Origin of the sequence: Sulfitobacter sp. PR48 (genome assembly GCF_028807335.1) — a bacterium.
GTDB lineage: Bacteria > Pseudomonadota > Alphaproteobacteria > Rhodobacterales > Rhodobacteraceae > Sulfitobacter.
In genome coordinates, this window is sequence record NZ_JARAMM010000020.1 from 25,160 (window position 1) to 46,971 (window position 21,812).

Consider the following 21,812-nt stretch of genomic DNA (forward strand, 5'->3'; position numbering starts at 1 on the left):
AAGTCACCAAAAGCGCCCTCCCGTTTTGCCGGAGGCAAACCTTCGGTTTGACGGGAGGGTCGGGCGCGGCCCGGGCTGACACCCGGGCCAAGGCTTGTGGCTGGCGTCGTGGAAGAACGATTTCGTTGTTTCGGGGGGAGCGGGTGCAGGAACGTGCTTTTTCAGCAGCCTCAGGGCGCCCACGGGCGCCCTCATGCGATTCATGGATTGCAGGCGGGCCTTGTCACGGCCTGCATAACATCGGGGGGCTTTGCCCCGGGCGCTCTGAGTATTGCTGGCATGAAGAGGCGGGCAGGCCCCGGGCCCGTCAGCGGCGGTGGCGCGCCATGTCGGGCAGGGCGATATTGGCCACCTGTTCGGCAATCGGATCGTTGCCCAGCGGGTGTTGCTCCGGCCTGAATTCTTCGGGGTCGCGCAGTTTCTGCCAGTGACCGCCTAGGTAGATCTCCAGCCCCGAAAAGCGCGCCTTGTATCCCATCTTGGGACTGCCGGGGACCCAGTAGCCCAGGTAGACATAAGGCAGACCCGCGGCGCGGGCGATCTCGATGTGATCGAGGATGATGTAATTGCCCAGCCCGTTGCGGGGAAGCTCGGGAGAGTAGAAGGAATAGACCATGCTGACGCCATCGGCCAGCACATCGGTCAGGCAGACCCCGGCGAGTTCACCGGTTTCGGGATCGACATATTCGATCACCCGGCTGCGGATTGGCGTTTCCTCGATCATCGCGGCAAATTCAAAGATGTCCATGTCCGCCATACCGCCGTCCGCATGGCGGCTGTCCAGATAGCGGCGGAACAGGGCGTATTGGTCTTCTGTCGCCCAGGGCGAGGTGGCGCGGCGCACCAGATGCCGGTTGCGCTTCAGGGTACGTTTCTGACCCTTCGAGGGTTTGAATGCGGCCACGTCGATCCGTGCGGAAAGGCAGGAGGCGCAATCGGCGCAGGAGGGACGGTAGAGCACATTCTGCGAGCGGCGAAACCCCTGTGCCGACAGGCTGTCATTCAGCTCTGTCGCGGTGTCACCCTGCAGTGCCGTGAACAATTTCCGCTCCATCCTGTTCTCAAGATACGGACAGGGTTGCGGCGCGGTCACATAGAACTGCGGTGTGATCGGAAGACTGTGGCGCATGGAGATCCTTTGGTTGACGAAATGATAACCAAGGTCCTGTCACGCGCCAAGGGGACATTTAATAAAATGGTAAAGAGTCGCCCAGTGTCATGTGCGCCGGTTCAGCGGCACGGTGCCCAGCAGCATATCGGTCAGCCCCTGTCGGCGTGCGGAGGTGATCATGAGCACGACGGAGATCAGTTGCAGCGGGGCCATGGCAACCGAAACCGAATAGCCCAGCGTATGCATGAAGGCGGTGCCGCCGTCGAAGGGCAGGTCGCGCCCGTCGCGCAGTTCCATCCCCACCAGGCGCATCCCGCATGTCGCAGAGCCGCCCGCGAGGGTGGCCAGCCGGTAGAGGAAGCCGATCACCAGGATCAGCGCGGGGAAAAAGAACACACCGGTAAAGGCGGTGAAGGGCAGCACCAGCAGGCACAGCGCAACAATCAGGATGCTGTCCACCACCCAGGCAAAAAAGCGCTTTGCAAGGATGCCGTCGTAGAATTCCGGCTGGTCGAAGGGATCGGGTGTCATTGCTGGTCCTGTGGCGGGCAAAGGCCCCCGGCAGGCTGCGGGGGCGGGAGAGGGAAGGTTGTCGGCCCGGTGTCCGGGCCGACCCGTGATGCGTCAGGCCTCTGCCGGGCCGTCGTTGCGCTTGGCGCGTTCGTCCATGAACTGGTCGAACTCGGCCTTGTCCTTGGCTTCGCGCAGCCGCTCCAGGAAGGATTCGAAATTGGTCTGCTCTTCCTCAAGACGGCGCAGCGTGTCCGCCTTGTAGGCGTCGAACGCGGCATTGCCGGTGTTGCGGGTGGTCATCATCGTGCGTTTGCTGCGCTTGGCGCAGGAGGGGCCGGAAAACATGCGTTTGCTCCAGATCATGTACATAAGAAGGGCGAGGCCGACAGGCCAGAAGAAGATGAAGCCAAGCACCATCGCGGCGATCCAGGCACCTTTGCCCTTGTCGTCCAGCCAGCCCTCGGTCCGGGCGAACCAGTTCTGGCGGGTGCCGTAGCTAGAAGTTTCGGTCATGGTCGTCATGTGACAAGCCTTTCTGGTGGTAAGGCCTGACTGCGGCCTCGGGATCAAAAGGTCTTATGTGAATGCCTTTTACATCAACCAAGATGGGCATTGCCGCGATTCGTACAAGAGGGTATGTGAAGACTTTTTACATTTTCTCTGAAATCTGTTGGAAATCAGCGGCTTGCGCGCCAGAAATCTGGAGCATTTCTTGCGGTGTAAGCCGGAAAACGTGATGAGGCGTGCCCGCTGCGGCCCAGATTTCGGCGAAATCCAGCAGCCGCCGGTCAAACCACATGCGGCAGGGATTGAGGTGCCCGACCGGGGAAACGCCGCCGATGGCAAAGCCGGTCTGCGCCCGGATCAGCGCCGCATCCGCCTTGCCCAGGGGTTCTCCGGCCAGGGCGGTGGCGGCGGCAAGGTCGACCTGATTGCCACCGGCCGTGATGAAAACCACCACATCGCCGGAGGTTTCGCCCCGCAATGCGATGGATTTCGCGATCTGGTCGATCTCGCATCCCACGGCGGCGGCCGCATCGGCGGCGGTGCGGGCCAGTTCGGTTTCACGGATCTCGGCGGGGACGCCGGCAGCCTCAAGGGCGGCGCGGACTCTTTTCAGGCTCTTGCTCATGGGCGCAGACTGTCGCAAAGCTGGGGCCATGACAAGTACGCTCGAAGCCCGTGTCACCCGATGCCCGCGACCCCATGATCCGGGCCGGGTCGATGATATCAAGGCGCTGGTGGGCGACCTGCCGCCGCGGCTGCGCGAGCTTGCTGTCGGGGCCGGGGCCTCTGCGCCCTATCTGGCGGGATTGCTGGAAAAGGAGCGTGACTGGCTGGCCGATGCCGTTGCGGACCCGGAGGCGGCGGTGCGCGCGGTGATCCGGGGCGCGGGTGAGCTGGCTCCGGAGGGGCTGGCAGACGGGTTGCGGCAGGGCAAGCGGCGCGTGGCGCTGATGGCGGCGCTGGCCGATCTGGGCGGCGCCTGGGCGTTGGAGCAGGTGACAGGCGCGCTGACCGATTATGCCGATGCGGCCTGTGCCGCCGCATTGCATGCGGGGCTGGTGGTGCAGGTCAAACGCGGCAAACTGCCCGGGGTGACCCTGGACGATCTGGGGGATTCAGGTGGCATGGTGGTGCTGGCCATGGGCAAGATGGGCGCCCATGAGCTGAATTATTCCTCTGACATCGACCTGATTTGCCTGTTTGACGAAACCCGGTTCGACCCGGAGGTGTTTCACGACGCCCGCAGCGCCTTTGTGCGCGCAACCCGGGCGATGGCGGCCACGCTCAGCGATCTGACCGGGCAGGGCTATGTGTTCCGGACCGATCTGCGGCTGCGGCCCGACCCTTCGGTGACCCCGGTGTGTCTGGGGATGGAAGCGGCGGAACGCTATTACGAATCCCTTGGCCGGACCTGGGAACGCGCAGCCTATATCAAGGCGCGCCCCTGCGCGGGGGACGTGAAGGCGGGTGAGCGTTTCCTTGCGGATCTGCGGCCTTTCGTCTGGCGCAGGCATCTGGACTTTGCCGCCATTCAGGATGCCCATGACATGCGTCTGGCAATCCGCGAGCACAAGGGGCTGGGCGGGCCGATCACCCTGCCGGGGCACAACATGAAGCTGGGCCGGGGCGGCATCCGGGAGATCGAGTTCTTTACCCAGACCCGGCAGCTGATTGCAGGCGGGCGCGACCCCGATCTGCGCCAGCGCGGCACCTGTGCGGGGCTGAAGGTGCTGGCCGAAAAGGGCTGGGTGCCGCAGGAGGTCGCCGAAACCCTGACCGACCATTACCGCGCCCACCGCACGGTGGAGCACCGGCTGCAGATGGTGCGCGACGCCCAGACCCATGAGCTGCCGGGATCGGAAGAGGGATTTGCGCGGCTGGCGGCGATGATGGACATGGATGTACCGGCGCTGGAGCAAGACCTGCACCGCCGCCTCAGCGCGGTGCATGAAATGACCGAAGGCTTCTTTGCCGCCTCGCGCAAGGGTGCGGATCAGCCCGGCGCGCCCCATGCCTTCGACAGTACGATCCTTGACCGCTGGCCCAGCTATCCTGCGCTGCGCTCTGTCCGGGGGGCGGAAATCTTTGAACGTCTCAAGCCCGAATTGCTGGCGCGGCTGGCCGATGCGGCCAAGCCGGACGAAGCCTTGCTGGCCTTTGACGGGTTTCTGGCCGGGCTGCCTGCGGGGGTGCAGCTGTTTTCCCTGCTCAGGGCCAATCCGCAGCTGGCGGACCTGCTGATCGACGTGGTCAGCACCTCACCGGCGCTGGCCGCGCATCTGTCGCGCAATGCGCAGGTGCTGGATGCGGTGATCGGCGGCGATTTCTTCAGCGACTGGCCGGGGGCGGAGGCGCTGGGAGAAGCCCTGTCCGAGGTGCTGGCCCGCGAACCGGATTACGAGGCGCGGCTGGACGGCACCCGCCGCTGGGCCCGCGAATGGCATTTCCGCATCGGGGTGCATCTGCTGCGCGGTCTGACCGATGCACAGACGGCGGGCCGCCAATATGCCGATCTGGCCCGCGCGGTTCTCTCCGCGCTCTGGCCGGTGGTGGTCGCGCAGTTTGCGGAACGCTACGGCCCGCCGCCGGGGCGGGGTGCCGTGATCCTTGGCATGGGCTCGCTGGGGGCAGGGCGGCTGACAGCGACCTCCGATCTGGACCTGCTGGTGATCTATGATGCCCAGGGGCAGGAGACCTCGGAAGGGCCGCGTCAGCTCGCCTCGCGCAGCTATTACGCGCGGCTGACCCAGGCCATGGTCACGGCAATGACCGCGCCGATGTCGCAGGGCAAGCTTTACGAGATCGACATGCGCCTGCGCCCCTCGGGCAATCAGGGGCCGGTGGCCACCTCGCTGGCCAGCTTTGACAGCTATCAGCGGTCAGAGGCCTGGGTCTGGGAACATCTGGCCCTGACCCGCGCCGATGTGGTGGCCGGACCTTCCAATCTGGCGGTGGCGGTTCATGCGCTGCGCGACGACATCCTCGCCCGGCCCACCGAGCGCGACAGGGCGCTGGCCGAAGTGGCCGAGATGCGCAGCCGGATCGCCCAGGCCAAGGCCCCCGCAGGCCCCTGGGACGCCAAGATCGGGCCGGGCCGGTTGCAGGACATCGAATTGCTGGCACAGGCAGGCGCCCTGCTGGCCGGGACCACCGCGCGCCATATCCCCGACGGGCTGACCGCCGCCTGCACCGTGGGGCTGATCGACAAGCAGGAGGCCGAGACCCTGAAACAGGCCTACACCCGCTGCTGGGCGCTGCAATGCGCGGGCCGCCTGCTCTCGGCTGAGCCGCTGGGAGAGGAAACACTGGGTCAGGCCGGTGCGGGTTTTCTGGCCCGGACATTGAATGCGCCAGATCTGCCCGCCCTTGAGGAAAAGATCATCGGCACCTATGACGCGGCGGCGGCGGTGATCGACCGCGCCCTTTCGGGACCAGAAGGGAATGAAAGCGCATGAGCAAGGCAAAAGGCACGACAGAGGACCCCAAGGCATTGATTCACGAAAGCTATCAGATCGAAGGGATCACCCTGTCCGAATGCCGCTCGATCTTTCTGGACTGGGCGCTCAGCCTGCCGCTGGAAGAGGATACGGGTGCTGCGATCAAGACCCTGCTGGAACGCTATGGCGATGATGCGCCCGATCACCCCATGTCGCAGGTGCTGCGCGAGGGGCAGGGCGGCATGACCGCGCCCCGGCGCCGGGGCGGTTGGCGCGGCCGCACGCGCAACTAGCGGTGATTTAGAGCCGAACCATCCCCAGTAGAAACGGAAATCCGCCACCTGTTATCAGCTATGTCGGACAGGCTTGCTTTCGTAACGACCGTGAGCGGCGATTGGTGGATTGCGCGACGAACGGCGGGAGGGAGCCCGGAGTGACGTGAAGCGCAAGCCGGGCCAGCGCCTGCCCGGGGTGGGCGATACTGACCTATGTTCATGCCACTTAATTTCTCAACCGTGATGAACCCCATCGAGGGAATACCCAGCCTCACCAAATCGCCCGCCCGACCGGCGGGCAGGCGATGGCCCGGCGCCTTCGGCTTGTTCCGGGCCTGGGTGCCACTGATTGACTGCAGCAAACTCCGCGTATCGGGCACCTGACCTGCTCAGTCCGGACCGCCGCTCTTAGCGGGCCTGATATTGACTGAGGATGTCGCTACCGCCGCCGAATGGCCCCATTATCAATGACGTTTCGACTAAAACGTGCCTCAATCTGAGGCGAATGTCCCTCAACGCCACAGCCGGGCGGCCCTGCGTTGCCCCGAAGGAGGACTTGATGAAGACCTTGAAAATCATTGCCGCGATTGGCCTGGGTGCCCTTGTTTCTGCCTGTTCGTCCGTGCCGGATCTCGCCAGCCGCAACGCGCCCTTCGAAGCGACACCGCAGCTGGCCTTTCAACAACCCGCGCCGGGTGCGGGGGGGCAGATGGTCCTGCCGCAATCGCTTCAGGTCACTGCCATCAATGTGCGGGTGCCGGAAAGCCTCAAGGTCTCCGAGGCGAACCTCTTTTACCCCAGTGCCGATATCGTCTGGCGCGGTGAGCCGATCGGCAACCGCCACGCACAGGTTCAGAAGATCTTTGAACAGGCCTTTCTGCACGGCACCAAAGACATGAATGGCACGGTGGACGTGGTGCTGGATGTCGAGGTGACCCGTTTCCATTCGGTCACGGAAAAGACCCGCTACAGCATCGGCGGTGTCCACAACATGGAATTCAAACTGACCGTCCGTTCCGCGGAAACCGGTCTGCCGCTGGCCCCGACCCGGGAGGTGGAGGCGAACCTCCGCGCATTTGGCGGCAAGCAGGCGATTGATGCCGACCGCCGCGGTCAGACCCAGAAAGTGCGGGTCAGCGGCTATCTGGCCCAAGTGATCCGCCAGGAGCTGGCCAGGCCCTCGGTGTAGGCTGGCGGGCCTCTGCCCGGGCCCTTTGAATTCCGGGCTTTCACTGGCAGCGGTAAAGCACTAGACGGGGCGCTATGACAGCGCCCCTTTCCCCATCCCGCCCCTCAGACGCAGCACCTTCGGGTGATCTGCCCGTCGTGAGGCTTTTGCCCAAGGCCAATGCCCGCGCCATCCGCCACGGCTTTCCCTGGGTCTATGCAAACGAATTGGTCACCGACCGCCGCACCCGCAAGCTGGACCCCGGCACGCTGGCCCTGCTGGAAGATAACGAGCGGCAGCCGATGGGGCTGGTGTCGGTCAACCCGAATTCCAAGATCATCGCACGGGTGCTTGACCGCGATCCGGCGGCTGTCATCGACCAGCGCTGGTTCGAAGGGCATATCGCCCGCGCCCTGCACCTGCGCGCGCGGATGTTCGATGCGCCGTTCTACCGCCTGATCCATGCGGAGGCGGATGGCCTGCCCGGCGTGGTGATCGACCGTTTCGGCGACACCTGCGTGGTGCAACCCAATGCGGCCTGGGCCGAGGCCCTGCTGGAGCCGCTGTGCGCGGCCCTGATTGCCGTGACCGGCGTGACCCATGTGCTCAAGAACGCCGCCGGACGCACCCGTGCGCTGGAAGGGCTGGACGATGTGAACGCGGTGCTGGCAGGCAGCGCGCCGACCGGCCCGGTGCCGGTGCAGATGAACGGTGCGATCTATCTGGCCGACCTCACGGGCGGGCAAAAGACCGGCATCTTCTATGACCAGCGGCCCAACCATGCCTTTGCGGCCAGCCTGTCCCGTGGCGCACGTGTCCTTGATGTCTTCGCCCATGTGGGCGGCTTCTCCCTCGCCGCCCTCGCGGCGGGTGCGCAGAGCGCGCTGGCGGTGGATGGATCGGCCCCGGCGCTGGAACTGGCGCAGGGCGGGGCAGAGGCCGCAGGCCTTGCCGACCGCTTCCAGACCCGGCAGGGCGATGCCTTTGACGTGCTGACCGATTTGCGCGCGGAAGGGGCCGAATTCGACGTGGTGATCTGCGACCCGCCGGCATTTGCACCGGCGCGCCCCGCGCTGGAGGCGGGGCTGCGCGCCTATGAGCGTATCGCGCGGCTGGCCGCACCGCTGGTGGCCGAGAATGGCATCCTGGGCCTTTGCTCCTGCTCTCACGCCGCCGACCTGTCGCAGTTCCGCGTGGCCAGCGTGCGCGGCATCGGCCGCGCGGGGCGCAAGGGTGTGTTGCTGCACACCGGTTTTGCCGGGCCGGACCATCCGCAATTGCCGCAACTGGCCGAAAGCGGCTACCTGAAATCGCTCTTCTTCCGCCTCTGATGCGGGTGCTGATCGACACCTGCGTGCTTTATCCGACGGTGATGCGCGAAATGGTGTTGGGCGCGGCGGCACAGGGATTGTATGAGCCGGTCTGGTCGGCCCGCATCCTTGAGGAATGGGCCCGCGCCGCCATCAAATTGGGACCGGCAGGCGAAGCCCAGGCGCGCGCCGAAATCGCCCTGCTGCGCCGCGACTGGCCAGCGGCGGAACGGCCTCCGGCCCCTGGCATTGCCGCGCGGCTCTGGCTTCCGGACGCGGATGACATCCATGTTCTGGCGGTCGCGGTGGCGGCAAGTGCCGATGCGATCATGACCTTGAATGCCAAGGACTTTCCCAGGGGAACCCTGGCCGGGGAAGGGCTGGACAGGATCGACCCGGATCACTTCCTGACAAGGCTCTGGACGGATCACCCTGGCAAGATCACCACCGTGGCAGACCATGTCCTGCAGACCGCAAGGGCGCTGTCGGGCGAAGCATGGGAGATGCGGGCGCTGCTGAAAAAGGCGCGACTGCCGCGTCTGGCCAAGGCGCTGACCCGGTAGCGGGGGCGGAATTTTCAAAAATTCCGGCACGAAAAATTCAAATTTTTCGGCTCTGTCTCAGCTGTTCCAGCGGGATTCCAGCTTTTGCAGCGCGGCGATGCGTTCGTCGGTCCTGGGGTGGCTCAACAGCCATGCGGGCGCGCTGCCATGGTTGCTTTGCGTCAGGGCTTCCAGCTTGCGAAACAGCGAGATCTGCGGCGCAACGCCGATCCCGGCCTTGGTCAGCAGGGCGGCGGCATAGGCGTCCGCCTCGTATTCATCGCCCCGCGACAGGCGCGCCGCCAGCAGCGTGGTGATCATATTGGCGAGCCAGACGCCAACGAATGGAATGAACCGGCCCAGCACCATCGCCAGCACCGTGCGGATGGCATTCTGGCCGGAAAAGTCGATCATCCGCCGCCGGGAATGCCCCAGCGCCACATGGCCCAGCTCATGCGCGATCACCGATGCGATCTCTTCGGCAGAAACCTCGCCCGAGCGGAACTTGTTGTAGAACCCCCGGGTGATGAAAATGCGCCCGTCCGGTGCGGCCAGCCCGTTCACCGGCTCGATCTCGTAGATATGCACCTTGATCTGCGGCAGATCGAGCGCGCGGGCCAGCCTGTCGCTGACCTCCTTCAGGGCCGGATCGGCCAGCCGCGTCGATCGCGCATCCAGTTCCCGCGCGGTGCGCCAGCTGGAAAAGCGGTACATCGCCAGCGCATAGAGAATGGCCAGAAGGATTGGAAGGACACGGATCATGCGCTCAATATGGGGGCGGGCGGCGCGGGGGCAAGCGGTTTGTCGGTAGAATGCCGCGCGCCCCGCCCGGGGTTACCACGCCACCGGCATCGCCGTGGGGCCGCGAAAGGCCCAGCCCCGGAAGGGTACTGGCCCGGTCAGCCGCAGGCCCGGCAGCGCCTCGAATAGCAGCGGCAGGGCCACCTGGGTGATCAGGCAGCGCGCGGCGGCTGCCCCGGCGCAGAAATGCGGCCCTGCGCCAAAGGGGATGGCCGCAGCGGTATCGCGCGTGATGTCAAAATCCTCCGGCCGGTCAAAATGCGCCTCGTCCCGCCCGGCAGAGGAAAACATCAAAAAGACCCGGTCGCCGGGATCAAACCGCACCGCGCCCACCCGGTCCTCGCGCGCAACGATGCGGGGCGACATGCCGATGGGGCTGATCCAGCGCGCGTATTCCGCAAAGGCCTCCTGCCAGCTGTTCTGGCCGCGACGGATGCGCTGCAACTGGTCGGGATGGGTCAAGAGCGCCCAGGCGATGCCCGCGATTGCATCGCGCGGCTCGTTCTGGCCGCCGGAAATCACCAGCTTGATATTGGCGCGCAGGCTGTCCATCGGCAGTCCCGCCTCCTGCTGAACCGCAAGGGCGCTCATCGGGGCAGGGCTGGCGAAGGCCCTGTCGATATGGCTGTCGATCAGCGCCGTGGCCGCGTGACAGCGCGCCTCCACCCCGGCATCACCGGTGTAATTCGCGCAGCCGTCGATCATGTGCTGGCTGACCCGGTCCATTTCCGTGCAAGACATTTCCGCCAGCCCGGTGATGGCGATCAGCGCCGAGGCCGAGACCGGCATGGCATAATCCGTCACCAGGTCACAGGAGCCGCGCGGGGCGAGATCCGCAAGGATGCGCCGGGCCGAGGCTTCAAAGACCGGGGCCCAGTGCTGCGCCACGGTGCGCGGGCTGAGCGCGGGAAACAGCGCGCGCCGCTCCGCCTGATGGTCGGCCCCGTCCTTGCGCATCATGTTCTCGCCCATGAGACGGGTCATCAGCCCATCCGGCTGCCGGGAGGAAAACACCTCGATCCGCTTTTCCTCGCGGTGGATGTCATCGCGCCGGGTCAGCAGGGTTGCATCCAGTTCCGGCACATAGGCGATGGGGGCCTCATGCCGCATACGCGCGAGTATGGGATAGGGATCAGCGGCAAAGCTGGCCGGGTCGAGGGAGAAGAGGGGCGCATTGGACATGGCAAGAGCCTAGGGCAGACCGAAGCTCCAGCCAATTGTAATGACGCGGGACACAATGACGTGGGGCGCCCGGCTTGCGCCGGGCGGGAGCGTCAGGCCAGTCTGGCGTCCATCGTGATCTCAGCCGTCAGCAGTTTGGAAATCGGGCAATTCTCCTTGGCGGTTTTGGCCGCTTCGGCAAATTGGTCTTCCGTTGCATTCGGTATGGTCGCGGTCACATCCAGATGCACCTTGGGAATGTGAAACCCGCCGTCCTTCTGCTCCAGATAGACGGTCGCCCTGGTCTCGATGCTGTCGGCGACAAGTTCATGCCCTTCAAGCACCATGGAAAGCGCCATGGAGAAACAGGAGGCATGGGCCGCCCCGATCAGTTCTTCGGGGTTGGTGCCTTTGCCGTCCTCGAAGCGGGTGTTGAAACCATAGGGCTGATCCGCCAGCACGCCGGTCTGGGTGGAAACAAACCCCTTGCCTGTCTTCAGATTGCCGGACCATTTTGCCGAACCTGATTTCTTGATTGCCATGATATCGTCCTTTCAACTCTATGCGCCGGACCAACGCGCCGATGCGCATAGCGTTCCGTATGAGGTACAGCGGGGAAGGAGAAAGTGAAGGATGGGCGAAACACGGGCGATGGGAGGTGCCGATCAAGTTGAAGCATCACTTTAACTTATATATTTAATACTCAGGAATATATTGGAAATATATCATTCCTGAGGCTTTTTCTGCCCCTTCGATACAGGCGCGCAGACCGTTCACCAAGGCACCGCCTCAGCGCGCCATGGACTTGATCCCGCGCGACAGGCCTTCCAGGGTCATGGGCACCATCGCCTCCGGGCCGAAAATCTCGCGGATCATGGAGATCGACTGGGTGTAGGGCCAGTATTTCTCCGGCACCGGGTTGATCCACAGATTGCTTTGCCACTGATCACGCGCACGGGTCAGCCATGTGGCGCCGCTTTCGGCGTTCCAATGTTCATTGGCGCCGCCCGGATAGGCGATTTCATAGGGCGACATGGAGGCGTCGCCAACGAAAATGCATTTGTAATCAGGGCCATAGGTGCGCAGGATCTCATGGGTGCTCAGCTGTGCATCCCAGCGGCGGCGGTTGTCCTTCCACACGCCTTCATAAAGGCAGTTGTGAAAGTAGAAATATTCAAAATGCTTGAACTCCGCCTTGGCCGCGCTGAATAGCTCCTGCACCACCTTTACATGCGGGTCCATGGAACCGCCCACGTCGAGAAACAGCAGCACCTTGACCGCATTGCGCCGCTCGGGGCGGGTTTTCACATCCAGATAGCCATGTTCTGCCGTGGCGCGGATGGTGCCGTTCAGGTCCAGCTCCTCCTCCGCGCCGTCACGGGCCCAGCGGCGCAGGCGTTTCAGGGCCACCTTGATGTTGCGCGTGCCCAGTTCGACATTGTCGTCCAGGTTGCGGAATTCGCGTTTGTCCCAGACCTTGGTCGCGCGCTGGTGGCGGCTTTCCTTCTGGCCGATGCGCACCCCTTCGGGGTTGTAGCCATAGGCCCCGAAGGGCGAGGTGCCCGCGGTGCCGACCCATTTGTTGCCCCCCTGATGGCGGCCTTTTTGTTCCTCAAGACGTTTCTTGAGCGTTTCCATCAGCTTGTCGAAGCCTCCCAAAGCTTCGATCTCGGCTTTCTCGGCCTCGGTCAGGTGCTTTTCCGCCATCTTTTCCAGCCAGTCGCGCGGGATGTCGACAGCTTCAAGAACGTCGTCCAAGCTAATGTTTTCCAAGCCTTTGAAGGCTGCGGCAAAGGCCTGGTCGAACTTGTCGATGTTCCGCTCGTCCTTCACCATCGACACCCGCGCGAGGTAATAGAACGCCTCGACGTCATAGGTCGCGATTCCGGCTGCCATGCCGTCCAGGAACGCCAGGAATTCCCGCATCGAGACGGGCACCTTATGGGCGCGCAGCTGGTCGAAGAAGGGAAGGAACATGCGTCAGCCCATCATCATGCGGTCAACAATGACGGTCAGGATCATGCCGACAATCAGGAAGGCAATGCCATAGCCTGCGGCGTATTGTGCGATGTCCTTGCGGTTGCCCGCCCGCCTGCGCGCGGTCAGCCCGCCGATCAGGGCCCCGACAAGCGCCAAAACGATTGCGATCATATTCTTCCGCCCGTGGTTACGAGCCTTTCAGCGGGTTCAGCGAAGCGATCTCGCGCAGCTTGGCCCGCACGGCCCAATCTGGCCCAAACCCGTATCGCGCCCAGCCCACACTGTCCAGCCTGACGCCACTGGCCTCTGTGGGGCGGTTCTCCAGTTCCAGCGCCTCTGCGCGCAGCAACAACAGGGTGGCGAGCAAAGCGGCATTCTCCGACTGGATCGCCGTGTCCACATGTGGGGCGATCAGCCGCAGGGCGCGGTTGCCGTCGCCCTTGGTGATGGCATAGGCCGCCACTTGGGTGGCGACATAGGCCCGGTGCAGCCGGGTGCCCGGCGACATCGCATAATAGCGGTCGGCAATCAGATAATGTTTCTGGGCCATTTCCGCATCGCTGGCCTGCATGACACGGCCCATGGCGTAATGGGCAAAGGCGCGGCGGTGGTCCTGCCAGCCCATCGCACCGGCAATCCGGATCGCTTCCTGTGCCGCGGCCTGACGCCTGGCAAAGGAGACCGAACGCCCGCCCAGCGCGGTCTGGATCGCCTTGCTCCATTCCGTGGGGGTGCGGGTGGCAAAGCGCGCCCTGGCCTGGGCACCGCGCGGATTGATGCGCGCCAGGATCGCGGGCAGGGCGGCGGCCACCTGGCCCCGTGTCATCCCCGAGCGCAGCGCGGGATCGTAATAGGCGCGCAGGATCAGCATGTCGAAACCCGTCAGCACCGTATGGACATTGTCGTCGTTGAAGACGGAATCGGGCAGGCGGTAGAGATCGTTCAGCGGCCCCAGCGCCTGCGCCAGTTCCTCGTGCAGGCAATCGCGCACCTCTTGCGGGCTGGCATCGTTCGGCAGGAAGATCGCGATCTTTTCGCGGGTTTTCAGCAGGGTCCAGTTGGTCTTGGCCTGCCTGCGGGCGCTGCGGTATTCGTCAATCGTGGTGACATTGGGGGCCACGAAACAGGCCGCCTGGGGCAGAACCCGGCGGATGTCCTCGCGGCTGACGGCCTGGATGGTGATATTCGCATCCCCTGAACGGGCCTCGCGGATGTCGATTTTTGCCTCGCTGCGCAGACGCGCCATCAGCTTTCTGAGATCGGGCAGCAAGGTGGGTGGGGGGCTGCCCGCAACCCGCAGGGAAATCGGCGTTTCAAAGCGGGTCAGCACCGGCAGGCTGCGGCCGCTCTCCATCTGGAAGGACAGTTCGATGAAATCCAGGGCAAGATCGTTGTTCGACCGCACCGGCGCTTCGGGCAGGCTGGTTGCAAAGCTCTTCATCGGCGGCAGGCTGCTGGCCGACGTGTCAAGGGCGGCGCGGGTGGCGACATCGGGGTTGGAAGCAGGGACGCAGGCGTTCAACAGCAATACGAGCGGCAGGAAAATGCGACCCCTCACAGAAAGAACCCTTGTCTGAACAAGGGGTTGGCGAATATCTGTTGGTCTGGCGTCGCGGCGGATGCCTGCGCCGACTGAGCGGTTCTGCTGTTCATCTGTGCCTGCCTGCACTTTTTGTTCTGTCGATCCGAGGCCTTTTCACCTTCTGACCCGACTTGAGTAGGGAGCAATTGAGGCAAAATGGAGGCAAAGCCGACAGTTTGGGGCAGGCGCGCGCATTGTGGCTTTCAGGTCAGCACGCGGGGCCGGGCGGATAGCGGCGGCGCAGGCCGCCGGCGTTCAGCGTTGCGCGCGCGCCATGAAGGCAAGCCGTTCGAACAGATGCACGTCCTGCTCGTTCTTCAGCAGGGCGCCATGCAGCTTGGGCAGCGCGCTGCTGCCGTCCTTCCTGAGGTCCTCGGCATCCATGTCCTCGGCCAGCAGCAGTTTCAGCCAGTCCAGCACTTCGGAGGTGGAGGGTTTCTTTTTCAGACCGGCCTGATCGCGGATTTCGTAGAACTGCGTCAGCGCGGTGGTCAGCAGGTTCTGCTTGATCCCCGGGTGATGCACCTCGACGATCTTTTTCAGCGTCTCCATCTCGGGGAAGCGGATGTAGTGAAAGAAACAGCGGCGCAGAAATGCGTCGGGCAGTTCCTTTTCATTGTTCGAGGTGATGATGACGATCGGGCGCTGGCGGGCCTTGATCGTCTCGCCGGTCTCGTAGACATAGAACTCCATCTTGTCGAGCTCCTGCAGCAGGTCGTTGGGGAATTCGATGTCGGCCTTGTCGATCTCGTCGATCAGCAGCACCACCTTTTCATCGGCCTCGAAGGCCTCCCAGAGCTTGCCCTTGCGGATGTAGTTCCTGACGTCATGCACCCGCTCTTCGCCCAGCTGGCTGTCGCGCAACCGGCTGACCGCATCGTATTCGTAAAGCCCCTGTTGCGCCCTTGTGGTCGACTTGATGTTCCATTCGATCATCCGCAGCCCCAGCGCGGAAGAGACCTGCAGCGCCAGTTCCGTCTTGCCGGTTCCGGGTTCACCCTTGACCAGCAGGGGGCGTTCCAATGTCACGGCGGCATTGACCGCGATGGTCAGATCGTCCGTGGCGACGTAATCGGCGGTGCCTTGAAATTTCATTTGCTTTCAATCCTCTGTGATCCGGAGCTTGGCTTGAAGTCTTTAACCAAGAATCAAAAGGATTGTGTAGTGACAAAACTGAAAGGCTGAGGTAGACGCTGCGGCAGGGAGCGTTCTCGGGGAGATAAGTCTCACATGCTCAGTCTAAAAACACTTGAGGGACAATCGATGAAACAGGAAGTTTTCCTGCCGGATAATTATTCGCCGGCTGAAGATGAACCATTCATGAATGACAAGCAGCTGGAATATTTTCGTCGCAAGCTGCTGAACTGGAAATCCGAATTGCTGGCAGGCAGCCGCGACACCATCGAAGGGTTGCAGGACGGCACAAGGAACATTCCGGACGTGGCCGACCGGGCAAGCGAAGAGACCGACCGCGCGCTTGAATTGCGCACGCGTGACCGTGCGCGCAAACTGGTGGGCAAGATCGACGCGGCCCTGCGCCGGATCGACGAGGGGGAGTTCGGCTATTGCTCGGTGACGGGCGAACCGATCTCGCTCAAGCGGCTGGATGCGCGGCCCATCGCGACGATGAGCCTGGAAGCGCAGGAAAAGCACGAGCGCCGCGAAAAGGTGCACCGCGACGATTGAGCGGGGCGCCAAAGCAGGCAATCCAATCCGCCGGGGCAAATGCCCCGGCGTTTTCATATGAGGCAGGATGCGGATTTCAAATGCCATTGTGATCGGCGCCGGGATCGGCGGGCTGGCGGCCGCGGCGGCCCTGGCACGGCGCGGTGTTGCGGTGACGCTGCTGGAGCAGGCCGACAGGCTGGGCGAAGTCGGCGCGGGCCTGCAGGTCAGCCCCAATGGCATGGCGGTCCTGCGGGCCCTGGGGCTGGAGCCGGAGCTGCGCCGCAAACAGGCGGTGGCGGGCCGCGCGGTTGTGCTACAGACCGAGACCGGTCGCGAGGTGGCGCGGCTGGACCTTGCGCGCCTGCGCCCCGATCAGCCCTATTGCTTTTTGCACCGTGCCGATCTGGTCGACATGCTGGCCGGTCTGGCCCGGCGCGCCAATGTCAGCTTTGAATTCGGCGCGAAAGTGGCAAGCGTGCGGCCCGGCACCCTGCCGCAGGTGCAGCTTGCCGGGGGCGGCACAAGGCGCGCAGAGGTGGTGGTGGCCGCGGATGGCATCCATTCCGTCGCGCGTTCTGTCCTGAACGGGGCGGACAAGGCGGCTTTCACCGGGCAGGTGGCCTGGCGCGCTTTGGTGCCGAACCATATGGGCCACCCGGCAGAGGCGCATGTGGCCATGGGGCCGGGCCGCCATCTGGTCAGCTATCCGATCCGGGGCGCAAGCCAGGTGAACCTTGTTGCGGTCGAGGAACGTGACAGCTGGGCGGCGGAGGGCTGGAACCATGCGGATGCGCCCGCGCATCTGCGCGCCGCCTTTGACGGGTTTACCGGGCAGGCCGCAGAGATGATCGCGACGGTGCGCGAGGTGACGCTTTGGGGGTTGCATCAGCATCCCGTGGCGGCGCATTGGCATCAGGACGGGATTGTCCTGCTGGGGGATGCGGCCCATCCGACGCTGCCGTTTCTGGCCCAGGGGGCCAATATGGCGCTGGAAGACGCCTGGGTTCTGGCCGGGGCGCTGACCGGGCGCGGGCAGGCGGGTCTGGCCTCTTATCAGGCTGCCCGGCAACCCCGGGTGCGCCGGGTGATCGCTGCGGCCTCACGCAATGCCTGGCGCTATCATCTGCGTCCGGGGCCTGTCCGCAGTGCTGCGCATCTGGGTCTCGGGCTGGTCAGCCGCCTGGCGCCGGGCCTGATGGTTGGCGGATTTGACTGGCTTTACGGGCATGACGTGACCCGGGCGTGATCCTGATGAGCGCGCTGCGCGCGCAAGCCATTATGGATTTTTGCTGCGGGATGGATTTTCGCTGCGGGCCCACCATCCCAGGAAAGTCTGGCGCCACCCTTGATTGATCTCTTTCATGGCACCATCCGCCCGTCTTCCCAAGCACAATAGCCGTCTCCCCCTGCGGGGGGCCCTCGGCGATTGTGCTTGGCAATCCGGTCGGCTGGCGCCCTGACGTGCTCAAGCAAGGGCGGCGCCAGACCAGGGATGTCAGCGGGTCAGACCTGGGTCTTTGACCGTTGCAGCATGCCAAAAAGATCGCGGGGATCGTCGGGGTCTGCCAGCAGGTCCAGGGGCCGGAAAAATCCGGTGCCCGCGATCTGATCGCGGATGTAGCGCAGGGCGGAGAAATCCTCGATCGCGAAGCCGACGCTGTCAAAAAGCGTGATCTGGCGGTCGTCGGTCCGGCCCTGGGCCTGGCCGGTCAGCACCTGCCAGATCTCCGTCACCGGGTGGTCGGGGGCAAGCTGCTGGATCTCGCCTTCGATCCGGGTCTGTTCGGGGTATTCAACAAAGATCCCCGCCCGCTGCAGGATCGCCGGGGCCAGTTCGGTCTTGCCCGGGCAATCGCCGCCGATGGCGTTGATATGCACGCCGCTGCCGACCATGTTGTCGGTCAGGATGGTGGCATATTGCTTGTCTGCCGTGCAGGTGGTGATGATCTGTGCGCCCAGCATCGCCTCTTCGGCGCTGGCGCAGGAAACCACCGTGATCCCCTGGTCCGCAAGGTTGGCGGCGCATTTGCGGGTTGCGGCGGGGTCGATGTCGTAAAGACGCACCTCGTCCACGCCGGCGATGGCCTTCATCGCGAGGCTCTGGAACTCCGACTGGGCGCCATTGCCGATCATCGCCATCACATGCGCGCCTTTCGGCGCCAGCAGCCGCGCCACCAGCGCCGAGGTGGCGGCGGTGCGCAGGGCGGTGAGCAATGTCATCTCGCTGAGCAGAACCGGATAGCCCGAGGCCACATCGGCCAGCAGGCCGAAGGCGGTCACGGTTTGCAGCCCGTCCCGGGTGTTGCCGGGGTGGCCGTTGACGTATTTGAAGCCGTAATCCTCGCCATCCGAGGTGGGCATCAGTTCGATCACGCCTTTCTCCGAATGGCTGGCCACGCGCGGGGTCTTGTCGAAAAGCTGCCAGCGCCGGAAGTCAGCCTCGATATAGGCCGCGAGACCCTTGAGCATCTCCTCCACGCCGATGTGGTGGATCAGCTTCATCATGTGATCGACGGATACGAAAGGCACCAGCGCCTTTTCAGAGGGGGTCATCATGATCTGTTCCTTCAATAGGCGCGGTTGGGACGGTCGAAGACGCGGCGGCCCAGGGCCGAGGCGGCGAGATCCACCATCAGGGTTGCGGTCTTGCCGCGTTCGTCGAGGAAGGGGTTCAGCTCCACCAGGTCGAGCGAGGTCATCAAGCCGCTGTCATGCAGCATTTCCATGACAAGGTGGCCTTCGCGCACCGTGGCGCCGCCCGGCACCGTGGTGCCGACGGCCGGGGCCACCGCGGGGTCGAGGAAATCCACGTCGAGGGAGACATGCAGCAACCCGTTTGCCGCGGCCACCCGGTCGAGGAAGGCCTGCAGCGGGCGGGCGATGCCGCTTTCGTCGATCTCGCGCATGTCCACATGGGTGATGGCGCTGTCCTGCAGGGCGGCGCGTTCTGCCGCATCGACGGAGCGCAACCCGATGATGGCGACGTTTTCCTCGGGCAGCGGGGTGCCGATTTCGGGAAAGCCGTCAAACCCCTTGCGCCCGGTGACATAGCCCAGCGGGGTGCCGTGCAGGTTGCCGCTGTCGCTGGTCTCGGGGGTATGAAAGTCGCTGTGCGCGTCGAGCCAGAGCACGAAGAGCGGGCGCGCGGCCTGGCGGGCATGGCGCATCACCCCCAGCACAGAGCCCAGCGACAGCGCGTGATCGCCGCCCAGGAAGATCGGCAGCCCCTCCTGCATCGCCGCTTCGGCGGCATCGGCAAGGCTTTGCGTCCAGGCGATGGTGGCCTCAAGCTCCACCAGCTTGGGGTGCGGTCTGGCGGTAAAGGGGGCGGGGGCGACATTGCCCCTGTCGCTGACCTCATGGCCCAGATCGCGCAGCGCCTGGGGCAGGCCCGCGGTGCGGTAGGCGTCGGGGCCCATGAGACAGCCCTTGCTGCGTTTGCCGGAATCCATCGGCGCGCCGATCAGAATGCAGTTGCGTGTGGTCATGTGGAGGGTCCTTTGCTGTTGATCTGGAGATACCCTGCCGAACGGGGCGTGGACAACTGGGCAAACTGGCCGTATTGAGCCGCATATGATCAATATGGACAGCCGAAATGGACAAAACGGATGAGCGCCTGATTGCGGCCCTGCGCCATGACGCGCGTGCGGCGCTGTCGGACCTTGCCACCACGCTGAACCTGTCGCGCACCACGGTCCGGGCACGGATCGCGAAACTGCGCGAAAGCGGCGAGATCATCGGTTTCACCGTGGTGACCCGCGCGGATGTCGCCCGTGACCCGGTGCGCGGCATGATGATGATCGGGATCGAGGGGCGCGGCACCGAACGGATCACCCGGCAGCTTGGCAGCATGCGCCAGGTCCGCGCGGTGCACAGCACCAATGGCCGTTGGGATGTGATCGTGGAAATCGGCAGCGAGACGCTGGAGGATTTCGACGCGGCGCTGACCCAGATCAGGCGGCTGGACGGTGTGGTGGCGAGCGAGACCAGCCTGTTTCTGAAAACCCGGAAATCAGGCTGAACGGCGGGCTGCGGCAATCCAGATCGCGGTCAGGCCCAGGGAGATGACGGCATTCCAGCCTGCCATCGACAGGCCTGCCAATTGCCAGACAACCTCGTCGCACATGACAACGCCCATGGGGCCGTCCATCGACAGCAGGTCGCCGCCGGTCATGGTGCCCAGGTCCATGCCACCCCCGGTGCAGGAGGAGGGGCCGGGCCACCAGCCCCATTCGACACCTGCGTGATAGGCGCCGATGCCTGCGGTCGTGGCGGCGGCCAGCGCGCCCAGCCAGGCCAGCAGACGGTGCCCGCCCGCCAGCAGCGCCACCCCGATCAGGATGGCCGCCGCATGGGGCCAGCGTTGCCACAGGCACAGCTTGCAGGGGGCCAGCCCACCCAGGTGCTGAAATCCGAAGGCGCCCAGCAGCAGGGCGGCGGAGCCGAGCGTGGCCAGCAGGATCAGGGTTTTCCGGGTCATATGTACCTCACGAGGACAAAGGCGCCGACCAGCAGCAGGATAAACAGGCTGAACATCAGGCCAAGCCTGCGTTCGATGAATGCCCGCACCGGCGCGCCGAATTTCCACAGCAGCGCCGCCACGATGAAGAACCGCAACCCCCGCGCCAGGATCGAGGTGGCGATGAAAGTGCCCAGCGGCATGCCGGTCCAGCCGGACATGATGGTGATCACCTTGTAGGGGAAGGGGGTGACGCCGGCGGTCAGCACCGCCCAGAACCCCAGGTCGTTGAACCGTTCGGAGAATTCGGCCATCGCCTCGGCCTTGCCCATGGCGGCAAGGATCGGCTCGCCCAGGGTTTCAAAGGCAAATGCGCCGATGGCATAGCCCAGCAGCCCGCCCAGCACCGAGGCCACCAGCGCGACAAAGGCGATCAGGAAGGCGCGCTTGGGCCGTGCGATGATCATCGGGATCATCAGGATGTCGGGCGGGATCGGGAAGACCGAGCTTTCGATGAAAGCGACTAAAGCCAGCGCCCAAAGCGCATGGCGATGCTGGGCCAGGCTCAGCGTCCAGTCATAAAGGCGTTGGATCATTTCGTAAGGCCCGATCACTCGTCTGCCCTGCAACATCATGTGGCGGGGCCGGGGTCAAGGGCCTTGGGCGCACAAAGCCCCTTGCCGCCACTTCAAGTGCAAGTTAAAGCAATCGCCGTGTGCCCGAGTGGTGGAATGGTAGACACGACGGATTCAAAATCCGTTGCCGCAAGGCGTGCCGGTTCAAGTCCGGCCTCGGGTACCATCCAATTGGATAAGAACATGGGTTCTGACGGGAGCCGCCAATGCCCTGGATCGACATGGCGCGTGGCGGCATGTTTTGGCCTCAATGCCCGGTCTTTGAGAATTTGATTCGACCTTTCCCGGGGCGGATCGGTTGAATCCAGCACCAGTTCCGGCCATTGAGCTTGATTGGTTCCCCCCCGAAAACAACCCGACGACAACCTTGGCGAGAATTGGGCGAAGGTGCGATGATTTTCCGGGCGATGTGATTGTTTCTGGATTCTGCACAATGAGGGCGCGGTTTGTAGGCGGCGTTTTCGCGGAGCGCGCGGCGGCCCCTTATTAATATGAGGTGTGCCGGTGCTGGCACTGCTGTATCTGGAAACAATCAGGCATCACTTTTCGGAAAATCTTGGTAAAACAGGGCCGTAAATTGGACTCAAGATGGGCGGTCCAAACATATTTCGAACATTTTTCACTTTGTTCGCGTAAAGACAGCAGGTATCTAAGTCTTGCCCA

At 64.1% G+C, this 21,812-nt stretch carries 23 protein-coding genes and 1 tRNA gene; 9 read left to right on the forward strand and 15 right to left on the reverse strand.

The window, feature by feature from the left end; genetic code table 11:
• Positions 1-307 precede the first annotated feature (307 nt).
• The 4 genes from PVW51_RS20735 to PVW51_RS20750 form a co-directional block, all read right to left on the reverse strand.
• Entirely contained in the window at positions 308-1,129 is an 822-nt protein-coding gene (locus PVW51_RS20735; protein ID WP_274577209.1) for an arginyltransferase, read from the reverse strand.
• Positions 1,130-1,216: 87 nt separating this feature from the next.
• Positions 1,217-1,642, reverse strand: a complete 426-nt coding sequence (locus tag PVW51_RS20740) for an RDD family protein (RefSeq protein ID WP_274577210.1) — start codon at positions 1,640-1,642, stop codon at positions 1,217-1,219.
• Between the two features lie 93 nt (positions 1,643-1,735).
• Positions 1,736-2,146: a DUF2852 domain-containing protein gene (locus tag PVW51_RS20745; protein WP_114276491.1), complete on the reverse strand. Its 411-nt coding sequence runs from the start codon at positions 2,144-2,146 to the stop codon at positions 1,736-1,738.
• 127 nt (positions 2,147-2,273) lie between these two features.
• Positions 2,274-2,756, reverse strand: a complete 483-nt coding sequence (locus PVW51_RS20750; protein ID WP_274577211.1) for a YbaK/EbsC family protein — start codon at positions 2,754-2,756, stop codon at positions 2,274-2,276.
• A 28-nt stretch (positions 2,757-2,784) separates the two neighbouring features.
• Between PVW51_RS20750 and PVW51_RS20755 the strand changes: the two genes are divergently transcribed.
• The 5 genes from PVW51_RS20755 to PVW51_RS20775 all read left to right on the forward strand — a co-directional run bounded on the left by PVW51_RS20755 (position 2,785) and on the right by PVW51_RS20775 (position 8,884).
• Complete coding sequence (locus tag PVW51_RS20755; RefSeq protein WP_274577212.1) at positions 2,785-5,586, forward strand: glutamine-synthetase adenylyltransferase; 2,802 nt, start codon at positions 2,785-2,787, stop codon at positions 5,584-5,586.
• Positions 5,583-5,861 (forward strand): hypothetical protein, encoded by a 279-nt coding sequence (locus PVW51_RS20760; RefSeq protein ID WP_269367366.1) that lies wholly within the window; start codon positions 5,583-5,585, stop codon positions 5,859-5,861. The genes PVW51_RS20755 and PVW51_RS20760 overlap by 4 nt, the downstream gene beginning before the upstream one ends.
• Positions 5,862-6,402: 541 nt before the next feature.
• Positions 6,403-7,032 carry a DUF6778 family protein gene (locus PVW51_RS20765; RefSeq protein ID WP_274577214.1) on the forward strand — a complete coding sequence of 210 codons (630 nt, stop codon included), beginning with the start codon at positions 6,403-6,405 and terminating at the stop codon, positions 7,030-7,032.
• A gap of 74 nt (positions 7,033-7,106) precedes the next feature.
• Positions 7,107-8,342, forward strand: a complete 1,236-nt coding sequence (locus tag PVW51_RS20770; protein WP_274577215.1) for an RSP_2647 family RNA methyltransferase — start codon at positions 7,107-7,109, stop codon at positions 8,340-8,342.
• A complete protein-coding gene (locus PVW51_RS20775) occupies positions 8,342-8,884 on the forward strand; it encodes an RSP_2648 family PIN domain-containing protein (protein WP_274577217.1) in 543 nt (180 codons plus the stop codon). The genes PVW51_RS20770 and PVW51_RS20775 overlap by 1 nt, the downstream gene beginning before the upstream one ends.
• 57 nt (positions 8,885-8,941) lie before the next feature.
• On the opposite strand, the gene PVW51_RS20780 is transcribed toward PVW51_RS20775, so the two are convergent.
• From PVW51_RS20780 to PVW51_RS20810, 7 genes are all read right to left on the reverse strand, one after another.
• The gene (locus tag PVW51_RS20780) at positions 8,942-9,625 is read right to left on the reverse strand and encodes a M48 family metalloprotease (RefSeq protein WP_274577220.1); all 684 of its coding nucleotides are present in this window, start codon (positions 9,623-9,625) and stop codon (positions 8,942-8,944) included.
• Between the two features lie 72 nt (positions 9,626-9,697).
• Positions 9,698-10,846: a cytochrome P450 gene (locus tag PVW51_RS20785; protein ID WP_274577222.1), complete on the reverse strand. Its 1,149-nt coding sequence runs from the start codon at positions 10,844-10,846 to the stop codon at positions 9,698-9,700.
• A 92-nt stretch (positions 10,847-10,938) separates the two neighbouring features.
• On the reverse strand, positions 10,939-11,367 hold the full coding sequence (locus PVW51_RS20790; RefSeq protein WP_274577223.1) for an OsmC family protein: 429 nt from the start codon (positions 11,365-11,367) through the stop codon (positions 10,939-10,941).
• A 247-nt stretch (positions 11,368-11,614) separates the two neighbouring features.
• Positions 11,615-12,802, reverse strand: a complete 1,188-nt coding sequence (locus PVW51_RS20795; protein WP_274577224.1) for a vWA domain-containing protein — start codon at positions 12,800-12,802, stop codon at positions 11,615-11,617.
• A 3-nt stretch (positions 12,803-12,805) separates the two neighbouring features.
• A complete protein-coding gene (locus PVW51_RS20800; RefSeq protein ID WP_269367374.1) occupies positions 12,806-12,976 on the reverse strand; it encodes an apolipoprotein acyltransferase in 171 nt (56 codons plus the stop codon).
• 16 nt (positions 12,977-12,992) lie between these two features.
• The gene (locus PVW51_RS20805; RefSeq protein WP_274577225.1) at positions 12,993-14,363 is read right to left on the reverse strand and encodes a DUF2927 domain-containing protein; all 1,371 of its coding nucleotides are present in this window, start codon (positions 14,361-14,363) and stop codon (positions 12,993-12,995) included.
• A 279-nt stretch (positions 14,364-14,642) separates the two neighbouring features.
• Entirely contained in the window at positions 14,643-15,482 is an 840-nt protein-coding gene (locus tag PVW51_RS20810; RefSeq protein ID WP_114276504.1) for an AAA family ATPase, read from the reverse strand.
• Positions 15,483-15,617: 135 nt separating this feature from the next.
• Here PVW51_RS20810 and dksA point away from each other — a divergent pair, with 135 nt between their 5' ends.
• Both dksA and PVW51_RS20820 read left to right on the forward strand, forming a co-directional pair.
• Positions 15,618-16,073, forward strand: coding sequence for an RNA polymerase-binding protein DksA (dksA, locus tag PVW51_RS20815; RefSeq protein ID WP_269367376.1), 456 nt, complete (start codon positions 15,618-15,620; stop codon positions 16,071-16,073).
• A 67-nt stretch (positions 16,074-16,140) separates the two neighbouring features.
• The gene (locus tag PVW51_RS20820) at positions 16,141-17,301 is read left to right on the forward strand and encodes an FAD-dependent monooxygenase (protein WP_274577227.1); all 1,161 of its coding nucleotides are present in this window, start codon (positions 16,141-16,143) and stop codon (positions 17,299-17,301) included.
• A gap of 257 nt (positions 17,302-17,558) precedes the next feature.
• Here PVW51_RS20820 and PVW51_RS20825 read toward each other — a convergent pair whose 3' ends face one another.
• Positions 17,559-18,611 carry an ornithine cyclodeaminase gene (locus tag PVW51_RS20825; RefSeq protein WP_274577228.1) on the reverse strand — a complete coding sequence of 351 codons (1,053 nt, stop codon included), beginning with the start codon at positions 18,609-18,611 and terminating at the stop codon, positions 17,559-17,561.
• An 11-nt stretch (positions 18,612-18,622) separates the two neighbouring features.
• Positions 18,623-19,543, reverse strand: a complete 921-nt coding sequence (gene rocF, locus PVW51_RS20830; protein ID WP_274577229.1) for an arginase — start codon at positions 19,541-19,543, stop codon at positions 18,623-18,625.
• A gap of 107 nt (positions 19,544-19,650) precedes the next feature.
• Here rocF and PVW51_RS20835 point away from each other — a divergent pair, with 107 nt between their 5' ends.
• Entirely contained in the window at positions 19,651-20,076 is a 426-nt protein-coding gene (locus tag PVW51_RS20835; RefSeq protein WP_269367380.1) for an Lrp/AsnC family transcriptional regulator, read from the forward strand.
• Here the strand turns inward: PVW51_RS20835 and PVW51_RS20840 are convergent.
• Entirely contained in the window at positions 20,068-20,535 is a 468-nt protein-coding gene (locus PVW51_RS20840) for a disulfide bond formation protein B (protein WP_114274531.1), read from the reverse strand. The genes PVW51_RS20835 and PVW51_RS20840 overlap by 9 nt on opposite strands.
• Positions 20,532-21,110 (reverse strand): YqaA family protein, encoded by a 579-nt coding sequence (locus PVW51_RS20845; protein WP_274577231.1) that lies wholly within the window; start codon positions 21,108-21,110, stop codon positions 20,532-20,534. Before PVW51_RS20845 ends, PVW51_RS20840 begins: the two co-directional genes overlap by 4 nt.
• A gap of 121 nt (positions 21,111-21,231) precedes the next feature.
• Between PVW51_RS20845 and PVW51_RS20850 the strand changes: the two genes are divergently transcribed.
• A tRNA-Leu gene (locus PVW51_RS20850) sits at positions 21,232-21,315 on the forward strand.
• Positions 21,316-21,812: the final 497 nt, after the last annotated feature.

Bases quoted from the DNA above. Each gene is read 5' to 3' on its own strand.
- PVW51_RS20835 (WP_269367380.1), top strand. From the start codon at position 19,651: ATGGACAAAACGGATGAGCGCCTGATTGCGGCCCTGCGCCATGACGCG.
- PVW51_RS20735 (WP_274577209.1), bottom strand. From the start codon at position 1,129: ATGCGCCACAGTCTTCCGATCACACCGCAGTTCTATGTGACCGCGCCG.
- PVW51_RS20795 (WP_274577224.1), bottom strand. From the start codon at position 12,802: ATGTTCCTTCCCTTCTTCGACCAGCTGCGCGCCCATAAGGTGCCCGTC.
- PVW51_RS20755 (WP_274577212.1), top strand. From the start codon at position 2,785: ATGACAAGTACGCTCGAAGCCCGTGTCACCCGATGCCCGCGACCCCAT.
- PVW51_RS20785 (WP_274577222.1), bottom strand. From the start codon at position 10,846: ATGTCCAATGCGCCCCTCTTCTCCCTCGACCCGGCCAGCTTTGCCGCT.
- PVW51_RS20780 (WP_274577220.1), bottom strand. From the start codon at position 9,625: ATGATCCGTGTCCTTCCAATCCTTCTGGCCATTCTCTATGCGCTGGCG.
- dksA (WP_269367376.1), top strand. From the start codon at position 15,618: ATGCTCAGTCTAAAAACACTTGAGGGACAATCGATGAAACAGGAAGTT.
- PVW51_RS20840 (WP_114274531.1), bottom strand. From the start codon at position 20,535: ATGACCCGGAAAACCCTGATCCTGCTGGCCACGCTCGGCTCCGCCGCC.
- PVW51_RS20845 (WP_274577231.1), bottom strand. From the start codon at position 21,110: ATGATCCAACGCCTTTATGACTGGACGCTGAGCCTGGCCCAGCATCGC.
- PVW51_RS20760 (WP_269367366.1), top strand. From the start codon at position 5,583: ATGAGCAAGGCAAAAGGCACGACAGAGGACCCCAAGGCATTGATTCAC.
- PVW51_RS20825 (WP_274577228.1), bottom strand. From the start codon at position 18,611: ATGATGACCCCCTCTGAAAAGGCGCTGGTGCCTTTCGTATCCGTCGAT.
- PVW51_RS20765 (WP_274577214.1), top strand. From the start codon at position 6,403: ATGAAGACCTTGAAAATCATTGCCGCGATTGGCCTGGGTGCCCTTGTT.
- PVW51_RS20745 (WP_114276491.1), bottom strand. From the start codon at position 2,146: ATGACGACCATGACCGAAACTTCTAGCTACGGCACCCGCCAGAACTGG.
- PVW51_RS20770 (WP_274577215.1), top strand. From the start codon at position 7,107: ATGACAGCGCCCCTTTCCCCATCCCGCCCCTCAGACGCAGCACCTTCG.
- rocF (WP_274577229.1), bottom strand. From the start codon at position 19,543: ATGACCACACGCAACTGCATTCTGATCGGCGCGCCGATGGATTCCGGC.
- PVW51_RS20820 (WP_274577227.1), top strand. From the start codon at position 16,141: ATGCGGATTTCAAATGCCATTGTGATCGGCGCCGGGATCGGCGGGCTG.
- PVW51_RS20790 (WP_274577223.1), bottom strand. From the start codon at position 11,367: ATGGCAATCAAGAAATCAGGTTCGGCAAAATGGTCCGGCAATCTGAAG.
- PVW51_RS20810 (WP_114276504.1), bottom strand. From the start codon at position 15,482: ATGAAATTTCAAGGCACCGCCGATTACGTCGCCACGGACGATCTGACC.
- PVW51_RS20775 (WP_274577217.1), top strand. From the start codon at position 8,342: ATGCGGGTGCTGATCGACACCTGCGTGCTTTATCCGACGGTGATGCGC.
- PVW51_RS20740 (WP_274577210.1), bottom strand. From the start codon at position 1,642: ATGACACCCGATCCCTTCGACCAGCCGGAATTCTACGACGGCATCCTT.
- PVW51_RS20800 (WP_269367374.1), bottom strand. From the start codon at position 12,976: ATGATCGCAATCGTTTTGGCGCTTGTCGGGGCCCTGATCGGCGGGCTG.
- PVW51_RS20750 (WP_274577211.1), bottom strand. From the start codon at position 2,756: ATGAGCAAGAGCCTGAAAAGAGTCCGCGCCGCCCTTGAGGCTGCCGGC.